The sequence below is a fragment of the Shewanella alkalitolerans genome, assembly GCF_019457575.1.
Classification (GTDB): Bacteria; Pseudomonadota; Gammaproteobacteria; order Enterobacterales; family Shewanellaceae; genus Shewanella; species Shewanella loihica.
This window is the reverse complement of sequence record NZ_CP080422.1, coordinates 2,661,029-2,684,199: the sequence shown is the minus strand read 5'-3', so window position 1 is coordinate 2,684,199 and position 23,171 is coordinate 2,661,029. Positions and strand designations below refer to the sequence as shown.

General features: G+C 53.6%; 25 protein-coding genes. 16 read left to right on the top strand and 9 right to left on the bottom strand.

The features are described 5' to 3' along the window. Positions 1-64 precede the first annotated feature (64 nt). Positions 65-604: a YaeQ family protein gene (locus K0J45_RS11890; protein ID WP_144204362.1), complete on the top strand. Its 540-nt coding sequence runs from the start codon at positions 65-67 to the stop codon at positions 602-604. A 113-nt stretch (positions 605-717) separates the two neighbouring features. On the opposite strand, the gene K0J45_RS11885 is transcribed toward K0J45_RS11890, so the two are convergent. The 3 genes from K0J45_RS11885 to K0J45_RS11875 all read right to left on the bottom strand — a co-directional run bounded on the left by K0J45_RS11885 (position 718) and on the right by K0J45_RS11875 (position 4,678). Beyond that, the gene (locus tag K0J45_RS11885) at positions 718-2,154 is read right to left on the bottom strand and encodes a carbon starvation CstA family protein (protein ID WP_220042716.1); all 1,437 of its coding nucleotides are present in this window, start codon (positions 2,152-2,154) and stop codon (positions 718-720) included. Between the two features lie 119 nt (positions 2,155-2,273). Beyond that, complete coding sequence (btsR, locus tag K0J45_RS11880) at positions 2,274-2,984, bottom strand: two-component system response regulator BtsR (RefSeq protein WP_220042715.1); 711 nt, start codon at positions 2,982-2,984, stop codon at positions 2,274-2,276. After that, positions 2,981-4,678, bottom strand: a complete 1,698-nt coding sequence (locus K0J45_RS11875; RefSeq protein ID WP_220042714.1) for a sensor histidine kinase — start codon at positions 4,676-4,678, stop codon at positions 2,981-2,983. The genes btsR and K0J45_RS11875 overlap by 4 nt, the downstream gene beginning before the upstream one ends. Positions 4,679-4,835: 157 nt before the next feature. On the opposite strand from K0J45_RS11875, the gene K0J45_RS11870 reads away from it, so the two are divergent. Next, complete coding sequence (locus K0J45_RS11870; protein WP_041406649.1) at positions 4,836-5,078, top strand: YecH family metal-binding protein; 243 nt, start codon at positions 4,836-4,838, stop codon at positions 5,076-5,078. A gap of 62 nt (positions 5,079-5,140) precedes the next feature. Here the strand turns inward: K0J45_RS11870 and K0J45_RS11865 are convergent, their stop codons facing one another. From K0J45_RS11865 to suhB, 6 genes are all read right to left on the bottom strand, one after another. Beyond that, positions 5,141-5,485 (bottom strand): replication protein RepA, encoded by a 345-nt coding sequence (locus K0J45_RS11865; protein WP_220042713.1) that lies wholly within the window; start codon positions 5,483-5,485, stop codon positions 5,141-5,143. Continuing rightward, positions 5,472-6,140 carry an AAA family ATPase gene (locus K0J45_RS11860; RefSeq protein ID WP_220042712.1) on the bottom strand — a complete coding sequence of 223 codons (669 nt, stop codon included), beginning with the start codon at positions 6,138-6,140 and terminating at the stop codon, positions 5,472-5,474. The genes K0J45_RS11865 and K0J45_RS11860 overlap by 14 nt, the downstream gene beginning before the upstream one ends. Positions 6,141-6,253: 113 nt before the next feature. Next, positions 6,254-6,556 (bottom strand): PilZ domain-containing protein, encoded by a 303-nt coding sequence (locus K0J45_RS11855; RefSeq protein ID WP_220042711.1) that lies wholly within the window; start codon positions 6,554-6,556, stop codon positions 6,254-6,256. A 302-nt stretch (positions 6,557-6,858) separates the two neighbouring features. After that, positions 6,859-7,263 (bottom strand): phosphate-starvation-inducible protein PsiE, encoded by a 405-nt coding sequence (locus K0J45_RS11850; protein ID WP_011866120.1) that lies wholly within the window; start codon positions 7,261-7,263, stop codon positions 6,859-6,861. Between the two features lie 107 nt (positions 7,264-7,370). Continuing rightward, entirely contained in the window at positions 7,371-8,543 is a 1,173-nt protein-coding gene (locus tag K0J45_RS11845; RefSeq protein ID WP_220042710.1) for an NnrS family protein, read from the bottom strand. A 347-nt stretch (positions 8,544-8,890) separates the two neighbouring features. Continuing rightward, positions 8,891-9,694, bottom strand: coding sequence for an inositol-1-monophosphatase (gene suhB / locus K0J45_RS11840; protein WP_011866118.1), 804 nt, complete (start codon positions 9,692-9,694; stop codon positions 8,891-8,893). A gap of 157 nt (positions 9,695-9,851) precedes the next feature. Between suhB and trmJ the strand changes: the two genes are divergently transcribed. From trmJ to K0J45_RS11770, 14 genes are all read left to right on the top strand, one after another. Then, positions 9,852-10,610, top strand: a complete 759-nt coding sequence (gene trmJ, locus K0J45_RS11835) for a tRNA (cytosine(32)/uridine(32)-2'-O)-methyltransferase TrmJ (RefSeq protein WP_011866117.1) — start codon at positions 9,852-9,854, stop codon at positions 10,608-10,610. 4 nt (positions 10,611-10,614) lie between these two features. After that, a complete protein-coding gene (gene cysE / locus K0J45_RS11830; RefSeq protein ID WP_011866116.1) occupies positions 10,615-11,436 on the top strand; it encodes a serine O-acetyltransferase in 822 nt (273 codons plus the stop codon). A gap of 196 nt (positions 11,437-11,632) precedes the next feature. Beyond that, entirely contained in the window at positions 11,633-12,094 is a 462-nt protein-coding gene (gene iscR / locus K0J45_RS11825; RefSeq protein ID WP_011866115.1) for a Fe-S cluster assembly transcriptional regulator IscR, read from the top strand. Between the two features lie 77 nt (positions 12,095-12,171). Then, the gene (locus tag K0J45_RS11820) at positions 12,172-13,386 is read left to right on the top strand and encodes an IscS subfamily cysteine desulfurase (RefSeq protein WP_220042709.1); all 1,215 of its coding nucleotides are present in this window, start codon (positions 12,172-12,174) and stop codon (positions 13,384-13,386) included. Positions 13,387-13,422: 36 nt separating this feature from the next. Further along, positions 13,423-13,806: a Fe-S cluster assembly scaffold IscU gene (gene iscU / locus K0J45_RS11815; protein WP_011866113.1), complete on the top strand. Its 384-nt coding sequence runs from the start codon at positions 13,423-13,425 to the stop codon at positions 13,804-13,806. A gap of 14 nt (positions 13,807-13,820) precedes the next feature. Then, positions 13,821-14,144, top strand: a complete 324-nt coding sequence (iscA, locus tag K0J45_RS11810) for an iron-sulfur cluster assembly protein IscA (RefSeq protein ID WP_011866112.1) — start codon at positions 13,821-13,823, stop codon at positions 14,142-14,144. Positions 14,145-14,159: 15 nt separating this feature from the next. Next, the gene (hscB, locus tag K0J45_RS11805; RefSeq protein ID WP_220042708.1) at positions 14,160-14,681 is read left to right on the top strand and encodes a co-chaperone HscB; all 522 of its coding nucleotides are present in this window, start codon (positions 14,160-14,162) and stop codon (positions 14,679-14,681) included. Between the two features lie 72 nt (positions 14,682-14,753). Next, positions 14,754-16,616, top strand: a complete 1,863-nt coding sequence (hscA, locus tag K0J45_RS11800; RefSeq protein ID WP_220042707.1) for a Fe-S protein assembly chaperone HscA — start codon at positions 14,754-14,756, stop codon at positions 16,614-16,616. 8 nt (positions 16,617-16,624) lie between these two features. Next, positions 16,625-16,960, top strand: a complete 336-nt coding sequence (gene fdx / locus K0J45_RS11795; RefSeq protein WP_011866109.1) for an ISC system 2Fe-2S type ferredoxin — start codon at positions 16,625-16,627, stop codon at positions 16,958-16,960. A 119-nt stretch (positions 16,961-17,079) separates the two neighbouring features. After that, complete coding sequence (gene iscX, locus K0J45_RS11790) at positions 17,080-17,271, top strand: Fe-S cluster assembly protein IscX (protein ID WP_220042706.1); 192 nt, start codon at positions 17,080-17,082, stop codon at positions 17,269-17,271. A gap of 201 nt (positions 17,272-17,472) precedes the next feature. Next, positions 17,473-17,904, top strand: coding sequence for a nucleoside-diphosphate kinase (ndk, locus tag K0J45_RS11785; RefSeq protein WP_011866107.1), 432 nt, complete (start codon positions 17,473-17,475; stop codon positions 17,902-17,904). Between the two features lie 144 nt (positions 17,905-18,048). Beyond that, on the top strand, positions 18,049-19,179 hold the full coding sequence (locus K0J45_RS11780; protein WP_220042705.1) for a 4-phosphoerythronate dehydrogenase: 1,131 nt from the start codon (positions 18,049-18,051) through the stop codon (positions 19,177-19,179). A gap of 2 nt (positions 19,180-19,181) precedes the next feature. Beyond that, entirely contained in the window at positions 19,182-20,198 is a 1,017-nt protein-coding gene (locus tag K0J45_RS11775; RefSeq protein ID WP_220042704.1) for an aspartate-semialdehyde dehydrogenase, read from the top strand. A gap of 200 nt (positions 20,199-20,398) precedes the next feature. Further along, on the top strand, positions 20,399-23,122 hold the full coding sequence (locus K0J45_RS11770; RefSeq protein ID WP_220042703.1) for a FimV/HubP family polar landmark protein: 2,724 nt from the start codon (positions 20,399-20,401) through the stop codon (positions 23,120-23,122). Positions 23,123-23,171 lie beyond the last annotated feature (49 nt).

Genomic DNA, 23,171 nt, shown 5'->3' with positions numbered 1-23,171 from the left:
TCTATTGCTCAAAGGGCGCCTATTTAGGGTAAACTAGGCGCTTTATTCTTAACGACTGAGCATTATGGCGCCCAAAGCAACCGTTTATAAAGTGCAGCTGCAGATTGCCGACATGGATCGTGGCTACTATCAAGATCATTCCCTCACGCTGTCACAGCACCCCTCCGAAACCGATGCCCGCATGATGGTCAGGCTGCTGGCCTTTGCCCTGAATGCCAGCGACACCCTGGCCTTTAGCAAGGGGCTGTGCGTCGAGGGCGAGCCCGAGCTGTGGCAGAAATCCTTAAGCGACGAGATAGAGCTGTGGATTGAGTTTGGTCAGAGCGATGAGAAGTGGCTGAGGAAGGCCAGCAGCCGCGCCGATCGGGTGTTGCTCTATACCTATGGCGGCCGCGCCGTGCCGATCTGGTGGCAGCAAAATGAGCAGGCTCTCAGCCGTTATCAGAACCTTGCTGTGTGGAACCTGCCCGAAGAGCAGGTGAAGGCAATGGGCGAGATGGTCAGTCGCAACATGAGCCTGCAATATAATATCAGCGAGGGTGAGGTGTGGCTCTCCAACGATAGCGGCAGCGTGCATATTACCCCTGAGCAGCTAAAGGGATAAATCGCTCAGGCGTATAGCGCTAAAACGATTGGTGTTGTGAGCGACACCGACACAGACATAAAAAAACCAGTCTTGCGACTGGTTTTTTACTTTGGGGGATGTTATTGGAGTGTTTAGGCTTCTTCGGGTAACTCTTCTTCGCCGCGACCCTTAGTCTTCACTATGATGAGTGCGGTAATGACCAAGGTCGATACTACACCGGCAATGGTAGAAACCGTCATCGGTAGGCCTGCACCTAAGGTGGCAGAGTTCAGCAGGAAGCTAATAACCACTGTGGTCATGAACATGGCCGGTACGGTACAGATCCAGTGCAGCTTGTTATGACGCAGCAGGTAGGCAGAAGCGGTCCAAAGCATCATCACGGCTGTGGTTTGGTTAGCCACACCGAAGTAACGCCAGATCACCCCGAAGTCGACCTGAGTCAGAATTGCACCAATCACAAACAGTGGGATAGCCAGGACCAGACGCTTAGGCAATGCAGTCTGTGGCATCTTGAAGAACTCAGACAAGATCAGACGTGCAGAGCGGAATGCGGTATCGCCAGAGGTGATAGGGAGAACAATCACACCCAGGATAGCCATGAATCCACCCACAGCGCCTAGCAGGCCGGTAGAAGCTTCATACACAACGTTTGCAGGGTTGCCTGCCATGCCGGCATTCAGGCCTTCTACACCGCCGAAGAATGACAGGGCGATAGCACACCAGATCAGGGCGATAATACCTTCACCTATCATGGCACCGTAGAACACGAAACGGCCGTTAGATTCATTCTCGACGCAGCGAGCCATCAGCGGTGACTGAGTGGCGTGGAAGCCAGATACGGCGCCACAGGCGATGGTGATGAACAGGGCAGGCCAGAGAGGCATGTCGTTAGGATTCAGGTTAGACAGGAAGTCACCGGCGCTGAAACCTGGCAGCAATGTGTGCTCGTTAGAGACGATCAGTGCTATGGTCAGACCCACAGACATGAACAGCAGTAGGGCGCCGAAGAAGGGATAGAGGCGACCAATGATTTTGTCGACCGGCACGATGGTGGCGATCAGATAGTAGGTGAAGATGATGCCGAGGAACAGGCTAACGTCCCAACCGGTTAACTTGCCGAGCAGTCCTGCAGGCGCAGAGATGAAGACCACGCCCACGAGCAGTAGTAGTATGATGGCAAACACGTTCATGAAGTGCTTGGCGCTGTTGCCCAGGTATTTACCGGCAAGGTTTGGCACAGACTGGCCATTGTTGCGTACCGACAGCATGCCAGAGAAGTAGTCATGCACCGCACCGGCGAAGATACAACCGATCACGATCCACAGCATGGCGGCGGGACCATAGAGGGCACCTAAGATAGGGCCGAAGATGGGGCCGACACCTGCAATGTTCAGCAGCTGGATCAGGTAAACCTTACCTTTTGACATAGGCACATAGTCGACGCCGTCTGTCTTGGTAAAGGCGGGGGTTTGGCGAGCGGTATTGATACCGAACACCTTCTCAACAAACTTACCGTAGATGAAGTATCCGCCGAGTAGCAGGCCGACACACATTAGAAACCACATCATAATTAGTACTCCCATTTAAAGTTAACAAGAGTGTAACCTGTCGGCAATTTAAGGAAACCGACATTTAGGTGAGTGGTCGAATAAGCAGATTAAGCGGTAAAATCGAGCCAGTAACGGTATTAGTGAAAGCCGAAGAGCTGTTTTATCGGTTTCAGGAAGCGGCGGGAGACGGGAACCGTCTTCCCCGAGTGGGTCAGGACCTCGGCGCCGTTTTCTAAGATAACTATCTCGCTGATCGCCTGGGGTGAAACCAGATACTGCTTGTGGCAGCGCACCAGATCCGTCTTCTCTTCCAGCACCTTGAGAGTCAGATGAGTGTGCACCTGCTCCTGCGCCGTGGTGACATGGATGCCGCTGAGATCGCTAAAGGCAAACTCCACCTCTTCGACGTTGATCACCTTGAGACGGTTACCGCAGTAACAGGGGACATGTTCGAGCATCGTTGGCAACACGGCATCGAGTGGCACCTGGTGCAAGTCCCGGCGCACCCTGGATATGGTGGTGGCCAGGCGTGCCTCATCCACGGGTTTGAGCAGATAGTCGAAGGCATGATTGTCAAAGGCCTTGATGGCGTATTCATCGAAGGCGGTGACAAACACCACCCTGGGCATGCTGTCGGGATCCAACATGGCCACCATCTCGAGCCCGCTTATCTTGGGCATCTGGATATCGACGAAGATCAGCTGCGGCTTGAGCTTGCCTATGGCCTGCATCCCCTCGATGGCGTTGCTGCATTGGCCTATCACCTCTAGCTCGGGATAGATCTTGAGTTGGTCGTTGAGGGCTTCACGGGCAAAGGGTTCATCGTCGATAATTAAGCAAGTGATCACGCTGTGGGTTCCGTCTGTGCCACATCATTTAGCGGCAGGGTAATAATGACTTGAGTAAAACGGTCCTTCTCGCAGTTGATCTTAACGCCATAGTGGGGGCCAAACAGGCTCTGGATCCGCTTATGGACGATGGACATACCTAATCCTGAGGTGTCTGCATTGAGCTCTTCCCGATACAGACCTGCATTATCTTTTACTTCCAATATTAATAAATCTTGCTCGGCTCTGCCACTGACCCAGATTTCCCCGGGCTCCAGCAGGTGTGAGGTACCATGCTTTACCGCATTCTCTATGATGGGCTGCAGGGTAAAGGCCGGTAGGCGGTACTGGTGCAGCGTTGCTGGAATGTCGATATGCACGCTGAGCTTATCGATAAATCTTGCCTTCTCTATGGTGAGGTAGGCGTCGATATGTTCCAGCTCATCGCTGAGGGTCACCAGGCCTGTGGTGCGCTTGAGGTTGATGCGCAAAAACTGTGACAGGTGTTGCAGCAGCTGCCTCGCCATCAGGGGATCCTTGCCTATGATGGCGGCAATAGTGTTGAGCGCGTTAAACAGAAAATGGGGATTGACCTGCGCCTGCAGCAGCTTGAGCTCAGCCTGAGTCAGCAGGCTCTGTTGCAGCTCATAGCGGCCATAGAGGATCTGGTTACTCATCAGCCTGGCGATCCCTTCGCCCAGCGTACGGTTGATGTTGAGAAACAGCTTGTTCTTGGGCTCATAGAGCTTGATGGTGCCTATCACTTCAGACTCGCACCTCAGGGGGATCACCAGGCTGGAGCCGAGGCGGCACTGGGGCGAGATGGAGCAGGCATAGGGGGTCTCCACACCGTCGGCGAACATGACACAGTTCTGCTCTATGGCATCTTGGGTGATCTTTGAGGAGATGGGGGTGCCGGGAATATGATGGTCGTCGCCGATGCCGATAAACGCCAGCAGCTTCTCTCTATCGGTAATGGCCACCGCGCCGACATTGGTCTCCTCCAATATGATCTGCGCCACCTTAGTGCTGCCCTCCTGGTCGAACCCCTTGGAGAGGATCCCCACGCTGCGCTCGGCAATCTTAAGCGCCTTGGTGGAGAAGGCGGAGGAGAGCTTGTCGAACATGGTCTTCTGATCCCGCACCATGCTCATGAAGAGGGCGGCGCCTATGGAGTTGACCGTCAACATGGGCAGGGCGATCTGTTTCACCAGGGCTAGGGCCTCGCCATAGGGTTTGGCGATGGCCAGGATTAGCGCCATCTGTAACATCTCGGCCGAGAAGGTGACCAGGGCGACCAGCAGCGGCGCATAGACCATCTCGCTGCGATTTTGTTTGCGAAGATAATAGCCGACGATGCCCGCCGACAGGCCCTCTAACGTGGTGGAGATGGCGCAGGCCAAGTCGGTAAAGCCGCCCATGCTGTATCTGTGCAAGCCGCCGGTTAGGCCCACCAGAAAGCCGGTAACCGGTCCCCCCAACAGGCCGCCGAGCACGGCGCCCATGGCGCGGGTATTGGCGATGGCATCGTTGGTCTGCTCGCCAAAATAGGTGGCCATGATGCAGAAACCCGAGAAGATAAGATAGATGTAGATCTTATGGGGCAGACGGGTTGCCGTCTCGGCAAATAGCTTAAACAGCGGCGTCTTACTCAGCAGGTACACTATGACCAGGTAGAGGCACATCTGTTGGGTCAGCAGGAGGATTAAAGGCATAGAAAACTGGGTACTCGTGTGGGAGAGGCCTTAGTGATCCTCAGCATAGCACTGGCGCTGGTTTTAGGACAAGGGCGGGCTTTGGGCTCGGGATCAAAGTTTCTGCTACCGAGATAGGTTATAAAGTGACATCTATTTTATATCTTTTAGGAAGAGTATGTCAGATTCAATTCATGGCCATCAGGTGATGGAACTTATGTTGTCCCTGGGCCGCGCAATATCTAAGGGGGAGCTGACTCAGCTCATGCATAAGGAGTTTGGTGAGCAGGCTCGTTACCATACTTGCTCGGCCAGCGAGATGGATGCCCAGGAGCTGATCGCGTTTCTCGAGCGCAAGGGTAAGTTTACCGAGTCGGCCGAGGGGATAGCCACCGCAGCCGATCGTATCTGTAATCATTAACGACTAGTCATCAACGACTTGTCATCAACTAATAGTCACTAACGAATAGCCCCTACGGATGACTAGTCTTGGCTGAGCTCTATTAGCACCTCTAGCTCGGCCTTGGATTTTCTGGCGAACTCGGTGATCATCATACGGATCAGCCGAGACTTGGCGACCTTGCTCTCCTTCGCCAGCGTATTGAGCTGGGCTATGCTGGTCTCGGTCAGGGTGAAGGTGGCGTGGCGAAAGATGCGGCTCGCCTGTTTCTTCTGATTGACCGTGGTGTTGGTTTTACGCGATTTCTTGACGCGATTGGCAAGGCTTGGCTGACCAAACGCATAGTTGTTGGCATCCTCGATAAAATCTTCAACCGACAATTTCTTGCGAGGTTTGGATTTACGACGTTTAAGATCAGTTAAGCTCATAGGAATTTTCTGGTGGTATCGCAAACAGTTCATCGGCGATAGCACGTATCTCGGCGGCGGCTTTTCCATCCGGTTCGATTTCGATGACCGACGATCCCTGTTCTTCACTGTCATCGTAGACGTTGCGGCTAAAGGTTACCGCGTCCAATACCCTCAGCCCAAATGACTCAACCACATCTTTGGCCTCCAATATGCGTTTATATTGGCTGGGCAGCGCAGGGCATTGTGTCATCACCACGGTTGCTACCATCTTAGGGTTAACCATCTTACAGGTGCTGAGCATATCTTCCATATGGGGGAGGGTCTTGAGATCGCGCCGCTTTGGCCTGAGTGGCAGCACCACATAGGTGGCTACCGACATGGCCGCACGCATCGCCAGGTTGTCCTGACCGCCACAGTCGACAATCACATAGTCAAACCTTTGGTCTAACCCAAGCAGGTCATTACGGATTTTACCGTACAGTTGAATACAGTTGATCGCGGGTAGACTGGCATCTTCGTTACGGGCCTGGATCCAGTCTGAGGTGGTGCGCTGGGGATCACAGTCGACCATCAATACGTTGGCATTGAATTTTTGAGTGATATGTACGGCGATATTCTGAGCCAGGCAACTCTTGCCCGCGCCGCCTTTCTCACCCCCAACAAGCAGAATCATAGCGTGTCTCCCTCAAGCATTGGCACTGATTTATGTCGCAGAACTTGTGCTGTTTAGTATAGAACAGAGTTATGGATACTGCCTGAACTCCCGTTTTTAGTTCACTGAAAAGGCTAAATAATTTGCATCGCAACCTGAAAACGGTGCGGGGCACATTCGCTGCAGCGACACACCTGAGCCTTGATGCTGTTTTGTTTATCTGTGTTGGGATTGAAGGTAACTTTGAGCAGCTCGCCCAGGGTAAAGGCCTGCTTGTATTCAATCAGCACACCACGACGTGCCAGATCCATACAGATAGCATCATCTGTGTGCACCACGCCTAAGCCATCTGTCCATGAGATCTGTATGCGTTCGGCTTCCATGTCAACCCGCAGGGATTGACGGCGTTCTTCAAAATCTTCGTGGCTTTGATCCATCAGAGTATTCCTTGCTATTAGAGATAGGGGTAAAGCCCTTTAAACGTAGCACAGTTTATGAGGGAAATAATAGTTATAACAACATGAATAACGGTTAGTTATTTGCGGGCGAGCTGATGGTGTAAATTGGCTAGTGAGGAGCGATGAGGAGTGAATAGGTGCGCAGTGACGCTTGGCTTGTTGCTGTGTCGGCCGAGTCAGGCATTTTGTGATAAGAGGGGCGGCGCTTACCGTCTTAATAGCTTACCGCCCCATAACTTGCTGGCCATTGCCTGCCTAGAGCTCACAGGCTCATAAACAGGCTAGTGGTCGTCCTCTTTGCGCGGATAGGGGAGTTTTAGCTGACCCCAGCGGATCACGATAACCGTGCTGGCGAGTACCAGGGTAGATACTGAGATCGCCAGAATGCGCCAGTCTTCCATTCCCTTCATATCGAGAATCAGATAACGAGCCAGGGCGACGATGGCGATATAGAGCGGCATCCGCACCGGCAACTTACCGGACTCGGCGTAGTTGGCCACCATGGCCAGCACCTCGAGATAGATGAAGAGTAGCAGCAGATCCGCCAGCGCCACCTCTCCCATCTTGATGATGTGCGCTATCTCTTGCCCTATGGCGACTATGGTGGCGATGGCGATGATAATTAAAACAAAATGTTCTATTGCTTTGAGGCTTTTAGAGCCATATTGCGTGTAGAGTTTTCCCATAAATAGCGCTCAATAGTGTTTTTATAGATGGTAACAAGTATTGAGCGCTACGCCAGCGTCTGGGTGTGATGCTTTTCACAATCTGACGCTTTAGCCTCTGTTAGGGCCTAGCCCGGTCTGCCATCTACCCTTGGCGTGAGCAAAATAGGGGCATAGCAGATAACGAAAGTGCCGAAGGCGAAAACCCAGGTGACCAGCGCTATAGTCAGCCAGAGCATAAACTGCGTCGGGAACAGGCTGGCCAAGACCCGGGTGATGGTTGAGATGAGGATCAGCGCAAAAGCGCCCGTCATCACCTTAGGTGGCAAGAGGTTACGACCCGTGTGACCTAACGAGACCCTCGCCATCATCGCCAGGATCATGCCGCCGAGTCCCCCCACCGTCATGGCATGCAGACCGGCGGAGACGCTGGCGCCCACAGCGATAAGCAGTAGACCCACAGGAATACAGAGATAACTCAGATGTAGTGACCAGAGCAGTGGCGCGCCAAAGGTAGACTGCACGCCCCAGCGGGACCAGCGCACCAGTAGGGTGATCCCGGCCACGGCGGCGCAGAGCATTATTGCAAGAGACTGACCGATAAGCATGGCGATAAAGAGTGCCATCAGGCTGACGAAGGTGAGCTTTTCCAGCCAGGAGATGTTGTCCAGTCGCTGCCACTGTGTGGCTCTGTCGGTGAAGAAGGGGATCACCCGACCGCCGATGAGGGCCACTATGGTCACCATCAAGATGGTGGCGCCATGAAACGCATGGGACACCAGCAGACTGTTTTGGCTGCTGACGCCGTAGTAACTCAGGGCGTTGGCAACCGTCAGCAACAGCAGGATGGGGATGAAGGCAAAGTTGCGCCACTGTTTGACGGCGATCACCTGTCTCGCCAGTACCAGCGCGGCCGCCGGAGCGAACAGCAGATCCAGCATGGCGACCACCTCAAATGTGCCCCATTGATTGTTCGCCAGCAAGATGCGCGGCGCCAGCCATAGCAGGAAGAGGGCGCCGAGCGGCCAGCCCTTGATGCTCTTCTGGCCGGTCCAGGTCTGCGAGGCGGTTAACAGGAAGCCGGCGACAATCGCCATCACGAAGCCGAATAACATCTCATGGCCGTGCCACCATAGCGGATTACCATGGGGCGTGAAGCCGAGACGACCGGTGAGGAAGCTGCCCCACAGCGCCAGTGCCACCAGGCTGAATAGGGCGCCAAACAGGAAGAAGGGACGAAATCCCAAACGTAGCAGGGCGAGTTTGGGTTGGAGATGGGCGGGTTCGTCTATGTTAAGCATACGCGTCTCATTATATATCCGAGTAAATATGTCGGATATTATAAGGTGCAATTTATATACATGTAAATAAGCGCTGCTCGCTTTTAATTAACCAGGATTGATTCCGTGCACCGGCTTTGAATGAAGGCGGCTTCTTCGTCTGGGACAGCAATTTCGCGTGGCGGCTTTTAACAAGGCGAACTCTTGAGGAAAGCTGACTGCAACTAACAGTTGAACGTAGGACAGACATAGAGAAAAGCGCTACTCGAAGACATAAACAAAATCGATTAACAGATGCCTTAAAATTCAGACATAAAAAAACCGCCATGAAGGCGGTCTTTAGCGTGCGATGCTATTTAATCCGGGGATTAACGCTTAAGGGCATCGCTCAGCAGAGGGCGGAAGCTCTTCACCATGGCAACAGTCGCCTTAGGGCTACCAGCGATGATGTTGCCTGAACCCATGTAGCCATGGTTACCGGTAAAGTCGGTGACGGTACCGCCGGCTTCACGGACGATCAGGTCGCCAGCAGCGATATCCCAAGGCTTGAGACCGATCTCGAAGAAGGCGTCCATACGACCCGCTGCTACATAAGCCAGATCCAGGGCGGCTGAACCTGCACGGCGCAGATCGGCACATTGGCTAAAGGTAGAAGCAAAAAGTTTCATGTAAGTTTCAGTGTGTTGCTTCGCCTTGAAGGGGAAACCTGTACCCACGATGGCCTCATCGAGATCGCTCGCCTTGCTTACGCGAATACGGAAATCGTTTAGCTTGGCGCCTTTACCGCGCACGGCGGTGAACAGCTCGTCACGAACAGGATCGTAGACGACGGCAACTTCTGTCTTGCCTTTGTGTTGTACGGCGATAGATACCGCGAAATGAGGGATGCCTCTAACAAAGTTGTTAGTGCCATCCAGAGGATCGACAATCCACATGTAGTCGCTGTTTTGACCCTTGTTCTCACCATTTTCTTCACCCACTATGGTGTGGTCCGGGTACGACTTGCGGATTTGATATGTAATGGCAGCTTCAGCTTCTTTATCTACGTTAGTCACGTAGTCATTGATACCTTTTGCGCTAACTTCTACACGGTCGAGTTCGGTATAGGCACGCATAATTGTTTGGCCGGCGGCGCGAGCGGCGCGCACGGCGATAGTCTGCATCGGATGCATTACAATCCCCTGGATGTTAAAGAACAGATATAAATAATCGGCGCGTATTATACGCTTTTCAACCGTTATATCAAATATAGATTTTTATATTAAGGGATCCCCTTGCGCTGTGGTACCATCAATCCACTGTTCTATAGAAAGAAATCAAACTTGTTTCATGCTTAGCAATATTCGTGTCGTTCTCGTAGGAACCACTCATCCAGGTAATATAGGTTCAACCGCCCGTGCCATGAAAACCATGGGCCTTTCCACGCTTTATCTTGCCGAGCCCAAGGTGGCACCCGATGGCCAGTCTGTGGCCCTTGCCGCCGGGGCGTCGGATATCCTCAAACATGCGGTGACTGTCGATTGTCTTGAAGATGCCATCGCAGATTGCAGTCTGGTGATCGCCACCAGTGCCCGAAGCCGCACCTTGGACTGGCCCATGTTGGATCCCCGTCAGGCAGGTGAGAAACTCGCCGGCGCCGCCGTTAACGGCCCAGTAGCCATCGTCTTTGGCCGCGAGAGTAACGGTTTGAGCAACGACGAACTGCAAAAGTGCAACTATCATGTGACCATACCGGCCAATCCTGAGTACACCTCGCTGAACCTGGCCCAGGCGGTGCAGATCATCTGTTATGAGGCGCGCGTGGCGCACCTCGCCATGGATCCCGAGACGGTAGAAGAGCAGGCGTATCCCCTGGCCAAGGAGCAGGAAAACTTCTTCGTTCATCTGGAGAAGACCCTGCTGTCGACTGGGTTTATCATCAAGCAACATCCGGGGCAGGTGATGACTAAGCTTAGACGCCTCTTTAGCCGGGCGAGAATCGAGAGTCAGGAGATGAATATCCTCCGCGGTATCCTGACCTCGGTGGATAAGAAGGTTGAATTGGCACAGCAGGCCACACAAGACGCACAGTCAACGAAGGAAGAATAGAGCCATGGGCGTGATTTCCAGAATTAAAGATGACATAGCCTCCATCTATCACAGAGACCCGGCGGCAAACGGTACCCTAGAGATCCTGCTCAACTACCCTGGTATGCAGGCGATTTGGATCCACCGTGTCAGCCATAAGCTTTGGAAGGCCAAGTGGTGTCTCACCGCGCGCATGATCTCAACTTTCTCCCGTTGGCTGACCGGGGTGGAGATCCATCCTGGTGCCACCATTGGCGACCGTTTCTTTATCGACCACGGCATGGGCGTGGTGATAGGCGAGACCGCCGAGATAGGCAACGATTGTACCCTTTATCATGGCGTGACCCTGGGGGGAACGACCTGGCAGGCGGGCAAGCGTCACCCGACCCTGGGCAACAATGTGGTGGTGGGCGCCGGCGCCAAGATCTTGGGGCCGATCACCATGCATGATGGAGCCCGTGTCGGCTCTAACTCTGTGGTGGTCAAAGAGGTACCCAAAGATACTACTGTGGTGGGGATCCCCGCCCGTGAGGTGGCCAGACCCAGCGAAGAGGCCAAGGAGCATGTTCAGCGCCGCACCGAGATGGCCAAGAAATATGGCTTCGATGCCTACGCGGTATCGCCCGATAATCCGGACCCTGTGGCCAATGCCATCGGCAAGATGCTGGATCATATGCACCTGATGGACTCTAAGGTACAAGAGGTGTGTCAGGCCGTGCAGAGCATGGGCGGCAGCGTCTGTACCGAGCGCCTTCCCGAGCTTGAAGTGGGTGAATTTAGCGACGCCGAGCAGGCCGCGGCCGAGAAGCGCCAGCAGGCGATAGATGAGTTTGATCCCATTATTTAATAAAGAGTGAGATTTATTGCCCTCTGAGCGTTGAATCTTTGCCTTGAAACAGGTTAAATACCCCAGCAATGAAGCAGGGTATTTCCTGTTTCCGATAACGTCCTTAATACCTGACTAATCTGCTAGGTTTTATACTTGACTAAAACAGTCAAGTATGGTTGAATTGACCCAAGCATTTTAGAGAGCAGTGGTAGCTATGAAACTAACTTCAAAAGGTCGGTATGCGGTAACGGCAATGTTAGACGTTGCAATGCATTCTACTTCTGGCCCGGTCCCATTAGCTGACATCTCCGAGCGTCAGGGAATCTCCCTTTCCTATCTTGAACAACTCTTCGCGAAATTACGTAAGCATGGTTTAGTCTCCAGCGTCAGAGGACCCGGTGGCGGTTATCGTCTCGGTTTCGACGCCAGCGATATTTCCGTGGGCATGGTGGTTAGGGCGGTAGATGAGTCGGTCGACGCCACACGTTGTCAAGGTTTGGGAAATTGTCAGAGCGGCACACGATGTTTAACCCATTCGCTCTGGGGCGATTTGAGCAAACAGATTTCAGATTTTTTAAATGGCATTAGCCTTGCGGGTCTGATGAACAAGCGAGATGTGCAATTTATCTCAATCAAGCAAGACAAGATGCAACAGGAACAAAGGGTAACCCTGTAAGTTAACTTTGTTATTAATTATTACTATATGTACGTGGTTAAGTGGTCGCGCCATGACTACTCAGTACGGAGTGTGAGATGAAGCTTCCTATTTATTTAGATTACGCTGCTACGACGCCGGTCGATCCGCGCGTGGCAGAGAAAATGATGCAATACATGACGATGGACGGGATTTTTGGTAACCCCGCTTCACGTTCTCACCGTTACGGCTGGCAAGCCGAAGAGGCGGTGGATATCGCCCGTAACCAGGTCGCCGAGCTGATCAACGCCGATCCACGCGAGATCGTCTTCACCTCGGGTGCTACCGAGTCTGACAACCTGGCTATCAAGGGTGTTGCGCATTTTTATCATAAGAAAGGCAAGCACATCATCACCAGCAAGACAGAACATAAGGCCGTGCTGGACACCTGTCGTCAGCTTGAGCGTGAAGGCTTCGAGGTGACCTACCTTGAGCCAGAGTCAAACGGCATCATCCCTATCGAGAAGCTCGAAGCGGCGATGCGTGAAGACACCATACTGCTCAGCCTGATGCATGTTAACAACGAGATAGGCGTGATCCATGATATCGACGCCATCGGCGAGCTATGCCGTGCCAAGAAGGTGATCTTCCACGTGGATGCGGCTCAGAGTGCCGGCAAGCTACCTATCGACCTGCAACAGAGCAAGGTTGACCTCATGTCAATTTCGGCGCACAAGATGTACGGCCCTAAAGGCATTGGCGCCCTGTATGTCCGTCGTAAGCCACGTATTCGTCTGGAAGCGACCATGCACGGTGGTGGACACGAGCGCGGCATGCGCAGTGGTACCCTGGCGACTCACCAAATTGTGGGCATGGGTGAAGCGGCGGCGATTGCCAAGGCCGACATGGAAAGCGATAACGCCCGTATCCGTCGTCTGCGCGACAGACTGTGGGACGGCATCAAGCATATCGAAGAAACCTATATCAACGGTGATGCAGAGCAAAGATACTGCGGCAGCCTGAACGTCAGCTTTAACTTCGTCGAAGGTGAGTCTTTGATGATGGCGCTGAAAGATCTGGCGGTCTCTTCTGGTTCTGCCTGTACCTCAGCAAGTTTAGAGCCTAGCTATGTGCTTCGTGCATTAGGATTAGACGATGAAATGGCGCACAGCTCAATCCGTTTCTCTATCGGTCGTTTCACGACTGAAGAGGAGATTGACCATGCGATCGAGACCATTACCAAGTCTATCGGTCAGTTGAGAGAGATGTCTCCATTGTGGGAGATGTTTAAAGATGGTGTTGACCTGTCAACAGTGCAGTGGGCACACCATTAATCCGACCGATAAACGAATAGAGATTGGAGCAGAATCATGGCTTACAGTGAAAAAGTAATAGATCATTATGAGAACCCGCGTAACGTAGGTTCATTCGACAAGAACGACCCTTCAGTGGTGACCGGTATGGTAGGTGCGCCTGCCTGTGGTGACGTTATGAAGCTTCAGCTGAAGATCGACGACAACGGTATCATCGAAGATGCCAAGTTCAAGACTTACGGCTGTGGTAGCGCTATCGCGTCTAGCTCTCTGGTCACCGAGTGGGTGAAGGGCAAGACGATTGAAGAAGCGCAAGCGATTAAAAATACGGATATTGCTGAAGAGCTTGCCCTACCGCCTGTGAAAATTCATTGCTCAATCTTGGCTGAAGACGCCATCAAGGCAGCGTTAGACGAGTATAAGGCTAAGCACGAAAAGTAATAGTCGGAGTAATAATGGCAATAACGATGACACCGGCGGCGGCCGATCGAGTAAGAAGCTTCTTGGCCAACCGCGGTAAAGGTATCGGATTACGTTTGGGACTGAAGACGTCCGGCTGCTCCGGCATGGCATACGTGCTGGAGTTCGTCGACGAACTCAACGACGACGATGAAGTTTATGAGATCGATGGGGTGAAAATCATCATCGATGCCAAGAGCTTCATCTACCTACAGGGGATCGAGTTAGATTTCGTCAAAGAGGGACTTAACGAGGGCTTCCAGTTCAACAACCCCAATGCGAAAGGGGAGTGTGGTTGCGGCGAGAGCTTCACCGTTTAGAGCGAATCGAGATACATGAACTATTTTGAGTTGTTTAGTTTATCGCCATCGTTTGAGCTAGATACCGCTGTGCTTTCAGAGCGGTATCGCGAACTGCAGCGTGCGGTGCACCCAGACAAGTTTGCTAATGCCAGCGAGCAGGACAAGCGCCTGGCGGTGCAGCACACCGCCCAGGTCAACGATGGTTATAACACCCTGAAACATCCCATCTCGCGCGCCGAGCACATGCTCAGCCTCAAGGGAATCGACCTCAGCCACGAATCCACCACGGTTAAAGACACAATGTTTTTAATGCAGCAGATGGAGTGGCGCGAGGCGCTGGAGGAGATTGCCGACAGTGACGATCCCGACGAGGCTATCGAGCACCTGCATCAATCCTTTGGCGAGTATCGCAGCGACATCACGGCGCAGCTCGCGCAAAAGATAGGCAGTGACCAGGCTTCAGTCCTGGAGCAGGCCGCCGACCTGGTGCGTAAACTCAAGTTTATGGATAAGTTACAGGCGGAACTCGAGCGAGCCGAAGACGCTCTCTTTTAAGCGCGAATGTTTTTTATGGCTCTGTCGTCGATTGCGGTCGACTGAGCCTTTATTTTTTTAAGTTGGAAAGATATGGCACTTTTGCAGATCGCTGAACCCGGACAGAGCGCCGCGCCGCACCAGCACAGGCTGGCGGTGGGCATTGACTTAGGTACGACCAACTCACTGGTGGCGGCCGTGCGCAGTGGCGTAGCCGATACCCTGGCCGACGAATCTGGTCGTCATGCCCTGGCCTCCGTTGTGCGTTACAGCGAAGACGGAGTGCAGGTTGGCGTGGATGCCGAGCGTTTCTCCGCCCAGGACCCACTCAATACCGTGGTCTCGGTGAAGCGTTTCATGGGCCGCAGCCTGAGTGATATTCAGGCCAAGGATGCCTCGCTACCTTACCATTTCTCTGCCAGCGAAAATGGCCTGCCACTGTTCAATACTCAGGCGGGGCAATTTAATCCCATTCAGATCTCTGCCGACATCCTAAGGCCACTAGTTGATCGCGCAGAGAAGACCCTTGGTGGTGCTTTAGAAGGCGTGGTGATCACAGTGCCGGCCTATTTCGATGACGCCCAGCGTCAGGGCACCAAAGAGGCGGCAAATCTGCTTGGTGTCAAGGTGCTGCGTCTGCTCAACGAGCCGACGGCGGCCGCCATCGCCTATGGTCTGGACTCGGGCCAGGAAGGGGTGATTGCCATCTATGACCTGGGTGGTGGTACCTTCGATATCTCGATTCTGCGCCTGAATAAAGGTGTGTTTGAGGTTCTGGCGACCGGCGGCGACTCGGCGCTGGGTGGTGATGACTTCGACCACGCCCTGGCCGAACATCTGCAGAGTAGCTGGCAACTCAGCAGCCTCACTGCCAGTGAGCGCCGCGCACTCTTAATCGAGAGTCGCCGCGTGAAAGAGGCCCTGACCGAACAGGCCAGCGTGACTGCGAGTCTGACCCTTGAACAGGGCACAGTACATGAACAAGTAGTCGATAAGACGCAATTTGATGCTTTGATCGAATCTCTGGTGAAGAAGACCATCGCCAGCTGTCGCCGCGCACTGCGCGATGCGGGGATCAGCAACGATGAAGTGCTGGAAACCGTTATGGTGGGCGGTTCGACCCGCGTGCCTCTGGTACGTGAGCGTGTCGAAGGCTTCTTCGGTAAGGCGCCGCTGACCTCAATCGATCCTGACCGTGTGGTCGCCATCGGCGCCGCGATTCAGGCCGATATCCTGGTGGGTAACAAGCCAGAATCGGATCTGCTACTGCTGGATGTTATCCCGCTGTCGCTGGGTATCGAAACCATGGGTGGCCTGGTGGAGAAGGTGGTGTCACGTAACACCACGATTCCGGTCGCCCGCGCCCAGGAGTTCACCACCTTTAAGGATGGTCAGACGGCCATGGCGTTTCATGTGGTGCAGGGCGAGCGTGAACTCGTGGCCGATTGCCGCTCCTTGGCACGCTTTACCCTCAAGGGCATTCCGCCTATGGCAGCCGGCGCGGCGCATATTCGCGTCACCTTCCAGGTCGATGCCGATGGCTTGCTCAGCGTGACTGCCATGGAGAAGTCCTCTGGCGTGCAGGCCAGCATTCAGGTGAAGCCTTCCTTCGGGCTGACCGACGAAGAGATCGGCACCATGCTCAAAGATTCGATGGCCCATGCCAAAGAGGATATCGAGCGCCGCATGTTAGCGGAGCAGCAGGTAGAAGCGGCCAGGGTATTAGAGTCCCTGTCGGCGGCGCTGGCCAAAGATGGCGATCTGCTGGACGAAGCGGAAGCGGCGACCATCCAGGCGGGCATGGCCAATTTGGCACAGGTGGCGAGCCAGTCGGATACTGACGCCATCGAGAAGGCAATTGCTGCGCTGGACGATGCCAGCCAGGACTTTGCCGCGAAACGTATGGATAATTCCATTCGATTGGCGCTCAAGGGCCAGTCGGTTGACAATATATAGGTAACAATATGCCTCAGATAGTTTTTTTACCCCATGAAGAGTTATGCCCGGACGGCGCGGTAGTCGAGGCCCAGGTGGGCGAGACAGTGCTGGATGTGGCGCTGCGTAACGGCATCACCATAGAGCACGCTTGTGAGAAATCCTGTGCCTGTACCACTTGTCATGTGATCATTCGTGAAGGCTTCGATGAGCTCGAAGAGAGCGATGAGCTGGAAGATGACATGCTGGATAAAGCTTGGGGCCTGGAGCCTGAGAGCCGTCTGTCGTGCCAGTCTAAGGTGCCTGACAGCGATCTGGTGGTAGAGATCCCTAAATACACCATCAACATGGTGAGCGAAGGCTAAGCCTGCTTAACGTATTAGCAATTTCAAAGAAAGCCGGTCTATCAGACCGGCTTTTTTGATCCTGCCAATTTTCTAGGGGCTAAACTTAAGGGATAAGTATTTGCGATAGAGGTAAGACAATGAAATGGATAGATTCTCTCGATGTGGCGCTCAGTCTGCTCGAGGCTCATCCCGATGTGGATCCCACCAAGATCCGCTTTACCGATCTGCGGGAATGGATCCTGGACCTGGATGAGTTTGACGATGACCCCAACCATTGCAACGAGCGGATCCTGGAGGCGATTCAGGCCTGCTGGATCAACGAGTACTGAGCCTGTATCGAGGTTTAAAGTCTCGCTTGCTTACTAGCTGGATTCGATTTGCACATGCCAGTTTGCTAGCCGGATCGCGCCAGCCTAGATGACGGTTTGATGAATGTCTCATTCATCTCGCTATAAAGGTAGGTTTTTCGGATTTAATTTCGTATAATCCGCGCGAATTTTTAAAAACCTGTTTAATGAAGGAAGCTAGACATGGCTATCGAACGTACTTTTTCTATCATCAAGCCTGATGCCGTTGCTAAAAACCACATCGGTGCTATCTACAACCGTTTTGAAACCGCTGGCCTGAAAATCATCGCTTCTAAAATGGTTCACCTAAGCAAAGAACAAGCTGAAGGCTTCTACGCCGAGCACAGCGAGCGTCCTTTCTTCGGCGCACTGGTTGAGTTCATGACTTCTGGTCCTATCATGGTTCAAGTACTGGAAGGCGAAAACGCTGTTCTGGCTAACCGTGAAATCATGGGTGCAACTAACCCAGCTGAAGCGGCTCGTGGCACTCTGCGTGCTGATTTCGCTGACAGCATCGACGAGAACGCCGTTCACGGTTCTGACGCCGTTGCTTCTGCAGAGCGTGAAATCGCTTACTTCTTCAGCGCTGAAGAACTTTGCCCACGTACTCGTTAATCCGAGTCCGATGCAAAACACTCGAAAAGGAGCCTTAGGGCTCCTTTTTTGTGCCCGAAATTTACTGCAAAAAAATAGTGCGGCAAAATAGTACGGCGAAATAATACGATAAAGTAGCCCCAAGTAAACTGTGAAGAGAAGTCGATGAAAATTGTAGCCGATGAAAACATGCCCTATGTCGAAGCCCTGTTTGCCGATCTTGGTGAGGTGGTGATGGTCGATGGCCGCACCCTGACCCAGGCTCAGGTAAAAGATGCCGATGTGCTGCTGGTGCGTTCTGTCACTAAGGTGAATAAGAGCCTACTGGATGGCTGCGACAGGCTCTCCTTCGTGGGTAGCGCCACCATAGGCATGGATCATCTGGACTTGGACTATCTTAAGCAGCGCGGCATCTTCTGCACCAATGCGCCGGGCTGTAACGCTGTGGCCGTCGGCGAATACGCCTTCAATGCCATGCTGGAGCTGGCCAGGCGCTTTCACAGTCCACTCAAGGGCAAGACGGTCGGCATAGTCGGCGCAGGTAACACGGGCACGGCGCTGCAAAAGTGTCTGCAGGCCTATGGGGTGAAGACCCTGCTTAACGATCCCTTGCTCGAAGAGGCGGGCGATGAGCGAGAGTTTGTCTCGTTAGATACGCTTATCGAGCGCTGCGACGTGATCTCTTTGCATGTGCCCCTGACTCGAGATGGCGAGCATCCCACCCACTATCTGTTTGATAAGGAGCGTCTTAACACACTTGCCGAAGATACCTGGCTGCTGAACTGCTGTCGCGGTGAGGTGATCGATAACCGTGCGCTTATCGAGGTGAAACAGCAGCGCAGCGATCTCAAGCTGGTGCTTGATGTATGGGAGAGTGAGCCGCTGCCAATGCCTGAGTTGGTGCCACTGGTTGAGATAGCCACCCCTCACATAGCCGGCTATAGCCTGGAGGGCAAGGCCCGCGGCACCTTTATGCTGTATCAGGCCTTGATGGCGCAGCTGGGCAGGGCGGTGGACAAGTCACTTGCCAGCCTGCTGCCACCGCTCTGGAGTCATCAGTTGTCGCCCTTGTCTCTGCCCGATGAAAAGGCCTTGCTCAGCCTGGTGCGCCTGGTCTATGACCTGCGTGATGACGACGAACTGTTTCGCCAGCGCTTTCAAAATGACAAAGGCTTCGACCTGATGAGAAAAAATCATAAGCATCGACGTGAATTTAGCGCGTTAATGCTAGCCAATACCGCGGGTTCTGATGTAGATTGGTTGCTCGAATTAGGTTTTTCAGGAGTCGGTCTGTAATTATGTCGCAGGAATTTAACGTCGTCGTTTTAGGTGCATCGGGAGCCGTGGGTCAAACAATGATTGAGATCCTCGAAGAGCGCAACTTTCCCGTTGCCAACTTGTATCCTCTGGCCAGTAGTCGTAGTGCGGGCGACACGGTAACTTTCCATGGTAAACAGGTCGAAATTTTGGATGTGGAGACCTTCGATTGGTCTCAGGCGCAGATAGGTTTCTTCTCGGCGGGCGGTGACGTGTCGGCCAAGTGGGCACCTATCGCCGCCGAACACGGTTGTGTGGTGATCGATAACACCTCGCACTTCCGTTACGACATCGATATCCCTCTGGTCGTTCCCGAGGTGAACCCACAGGCGATCGCCGATTTCCGTAATCGCAACATCATCGCCAACCCAAACTGTTCGACTATCCAGATGCTGGTTGCCCTTAAGCCTATCTATGATGCTTACGGGATCTCACGTATCAATGTGGCGACCTACCAGTCGGTATCTGGCTCGGGCAAGCAGGCCATCGAAGAGCTGGCTAATCAGTGCGCCAAGCTGCTCCAGGGGCTGCCGGTAGATCCTAAGGCCTATCCAAAGCAGATCGCCTTTAACGTGTTGCCACAGATCGATAAGTTTATGGACAACGGCTACACCAAAGAAGAGATGAAGATGGTATGGGAAACCCAGAAGATCTTCGGTGATGACCAGATAGTGGTTAACCCAACTGCGGTACGAGTGCCGGTATTCTATGGTCACTCTGAAGCTGTGCATATCGAAACCGTGCAGCCGGTGAGCGCAGAGGATGTTAAGGCCGTGTTGCGTGATGCGCCGGGTGTTGAGCTGTTCGAGTCTAACGAAGAGTATCCAACGGCAGTGACCGAAGCGGCGGGAACCGATCCTGTATACGTTGGCCGCGTGCGCGAAGATATCTCTCACCCTAACGGCATCAACCTCTGGGTTGTGTCTGATAACATTAGAAAAGGCGCGGCGCTCAACAGCGTGCAGATCGCCGAAGTCTTGGTCAGAGACTACTACTGATCCCTAGCCCTGACGGGCGAAGTAGCGCATAAGTGGAGAAAAAGCCTGCAGTTTGCAGGCTTTTTTTGTGTGATCACTTGTTTTTGAAATGTGAACAGTAGCAGGCCATCTAAAACTGGTTTATAGTAACCTCAATAAATACAATTGCCTAAAGCACACTGCCAAATGGCAGTCCATCATCGCTTGAAAGGGAAGAATTGATGAACTTTCGCACATCGCATCTTGCTGGTTTGCTAGCCAGCGCTCTGCTTGTTCTCTCGTCGACTTCGGGTCTTTTATCTGCCGCAGAACCTCTCAATATTACCGGCCCAGATGGCGAAAGTCGCCAGACCCTGCGCCAATACGGGCCGACCACGGCATCCGATACCTTCTGGAGTATTGCGCAGAAAACCCGTCCCGATGCGAGTGTGACCATCTATCAGGTGATGGCAGCGATTTATGAAGCCAATCCTCATGCTTTTACCAGCGACAACTACAATAGCCTAGAGAAGGGGATGATCCTGCTGATCCCATCTAAAGAGGTGATGCTGGCTATTCCTAAGAGCCTGGCCAAACAGCAGGCAGAGAGTAACGATAAAGGTTGGCGTCAGAAGCCACAGACGGCAGCTAAGCCTAAGCCGGTAACGACAACGACTAAACAGGCTCAGGCGTCAGAAGCTAGTCAGCCAGAGTTGGTTCAGACAGATAAGCCTAGCGCCGAGCAGCAGAAGCAGATCGAGGCGTTAACCGCCAAGCTCGAGGCCGAGCAGGCCAAGAACCTGTCGCTCACCGACGAGCTGGCCAGGGCTCAGGATAAGTTGAACCTGGGCAACAACGACAGCGAGATGCTGCAGGCTAAGATAGACGAACAAAGCAGCCGCATCGCCGAGCTGGAAGAGGCGCTGCTGGTTCAAAAGGAGCAGAAGGCGCAGCTAAACAGCGAAGTCGAGCAGCTTCGTCAGCAGCTGGCCGCCGCGACCCAACCGGCCAAGCCTAAAGAGGTGGACGACAGCTGGCGCACTATGATGGACAATCCGCTCTATCTCGGTCTGTTTGCGGCCATTCCGGCGCTATTGTTGTTGGTATTGGTATGGCTGTTCATCAAGCGCCGTAACAATAAGAGCGAGGCGGTCGAGTCGAGCGCGCCCGTAACGCCGCCGATGGACGACAAGCCAGTCGCGCCAGCGCCTGAAGATAGTGAAGAGATGATGGCTGTGCATCTGGATACAGATGATGAGGCCGATTCGCTGGATTCCTTGATGAAGGTCGATGAGACTCAGCTTAAGCCTGAGGCGGATCTGAGTGATGAGCTGCCCCAAGAAGCTGCCGAGATGGTAGTGGATGCGGGTGATGAGCAGGTGATGTCACCGATTGAGGATGAAGGTCAATCGCTGGACGATCTCTGGGCCGAAGCCATGGGTGAGCAGGAGCAGGAAGAAGCCAAGACAACTCAGGAAGATGATCTCGATAGCCTGCTTGCCGAACTGGATGCCCCGCAAGAAGCGCCAATCGAAGAGACGCATGTCGAAGAGAAGAGCCTCGAAGAAACAGCCTTCGAGGCGCCAACTTTTGAAGAAGAGGCGACCACAGAGACAGATCTCGATGAACTGCTGGCCGAATTTGAGCAAGAGACGCCAAGCGAAGATGCTAAAGAGGAAGACTTAGATGCGCTGCTGGCGGAGTTTGACCTGCCGGCAGAAACTGTGACCGAAGAGACTAGCGTAGAAGAAGAGACTCGCGCAGAAGAGACTAGCTTAGAAGAGATTAAGCCAGAAGAAGCCGCCGAGCCTGAAGCGACAGCAGCGTCCGAGGAAACCTTGGCCGATGAGATCGCCCAGGAGCTTGAGGAGGCGTTCGAGGCCAAAGGTGATGAGGGCGACGTCGATGAGACAGATCTCGACGCTTTGCTGGCCGGATTCGATGCCGAGCCGGCAGCCCAAGCGTCCGATAGCGAGGATGATGAGATTGCGCGTCAGATCGCCGCCGAGCTTGAGGAGGAAAACGATGAGGTTGAAGAGGCGGATCTCGATGCCTTACTGGCCGAGTTCGAACCTGCTGCGCCGACAAGCGAGCCAGAAGCCGAAGTCGCCGATCTTGAGTTCGCCGAGGATGAAGCTGAGGAGACTGCACCTGAGGAGACAGCGCCAGAACTTGACGTTGCAGCCGAGTTAGCCGCAGAGCAGGAAGCAGGCTCTCAGCAAGATAGCCAGCAAGAGAGCAAGCCGGCTGGTCACGCGCCGCTCGAGTTCGACCTGGGTGAAGATAAGCCGGCTGCAGAGGCAGAAGCTGAGGAAGAGATTAAGGCCGAAGATGATGGCGAGGTGGATCTCGACGCGCTGCTCGCCGATCTCGAATCGGTCGAAGAGGCTGAAGAGCCTAAGGTCGAAAAGGGTGAATCGGGTTTCTTCGGTGATCTCAAGGGGAACAAGCGTAGCAGCGATAATATGCTGGAGTGGGAATCAGCCTTGACCAGCGACGCGCCAAGCGCCCAAGAGACGCCGGTTGAGGACGATGACGATGCTATATCGCTGCAGCTGGACGATGATGATAATCTGACCGTAGATCAGGCCTTGGCTGCTCTTGATGCGGCGGAGAAGAAGCGTCCCGCCAGAGCCGTGCCTGAGCACGACCTGACCGCCTTCCAGCAAGACAACGGCTTTATCGATATCGACAGACTGCTCAATGAGGCGGACGAGGAGCAGCTCGATGTCGATAAGTACAAGGAGCTGGATGTCGACATGGGAGAGCTCGATAGCCTGATGGGCAATGCCGCCATGGTTGATGTGGACGATGAAGAGAATGCTGTCAACGCCAAGTTGGATCTGGCCCGCGCCTATATCGAGATCGACGACATGGACAGCGCCAAGGCGCTGCTTAAAGAGGTCGAGCTGGACGGCAACGAGCGTCAGCAGCAGGAAGCCAAGAAGCTGCTAGACGAGCTCTAATCCTGACGAGCTCTAAATCAGAGAAGCGATTTGAAGAACGGTGCTTAGG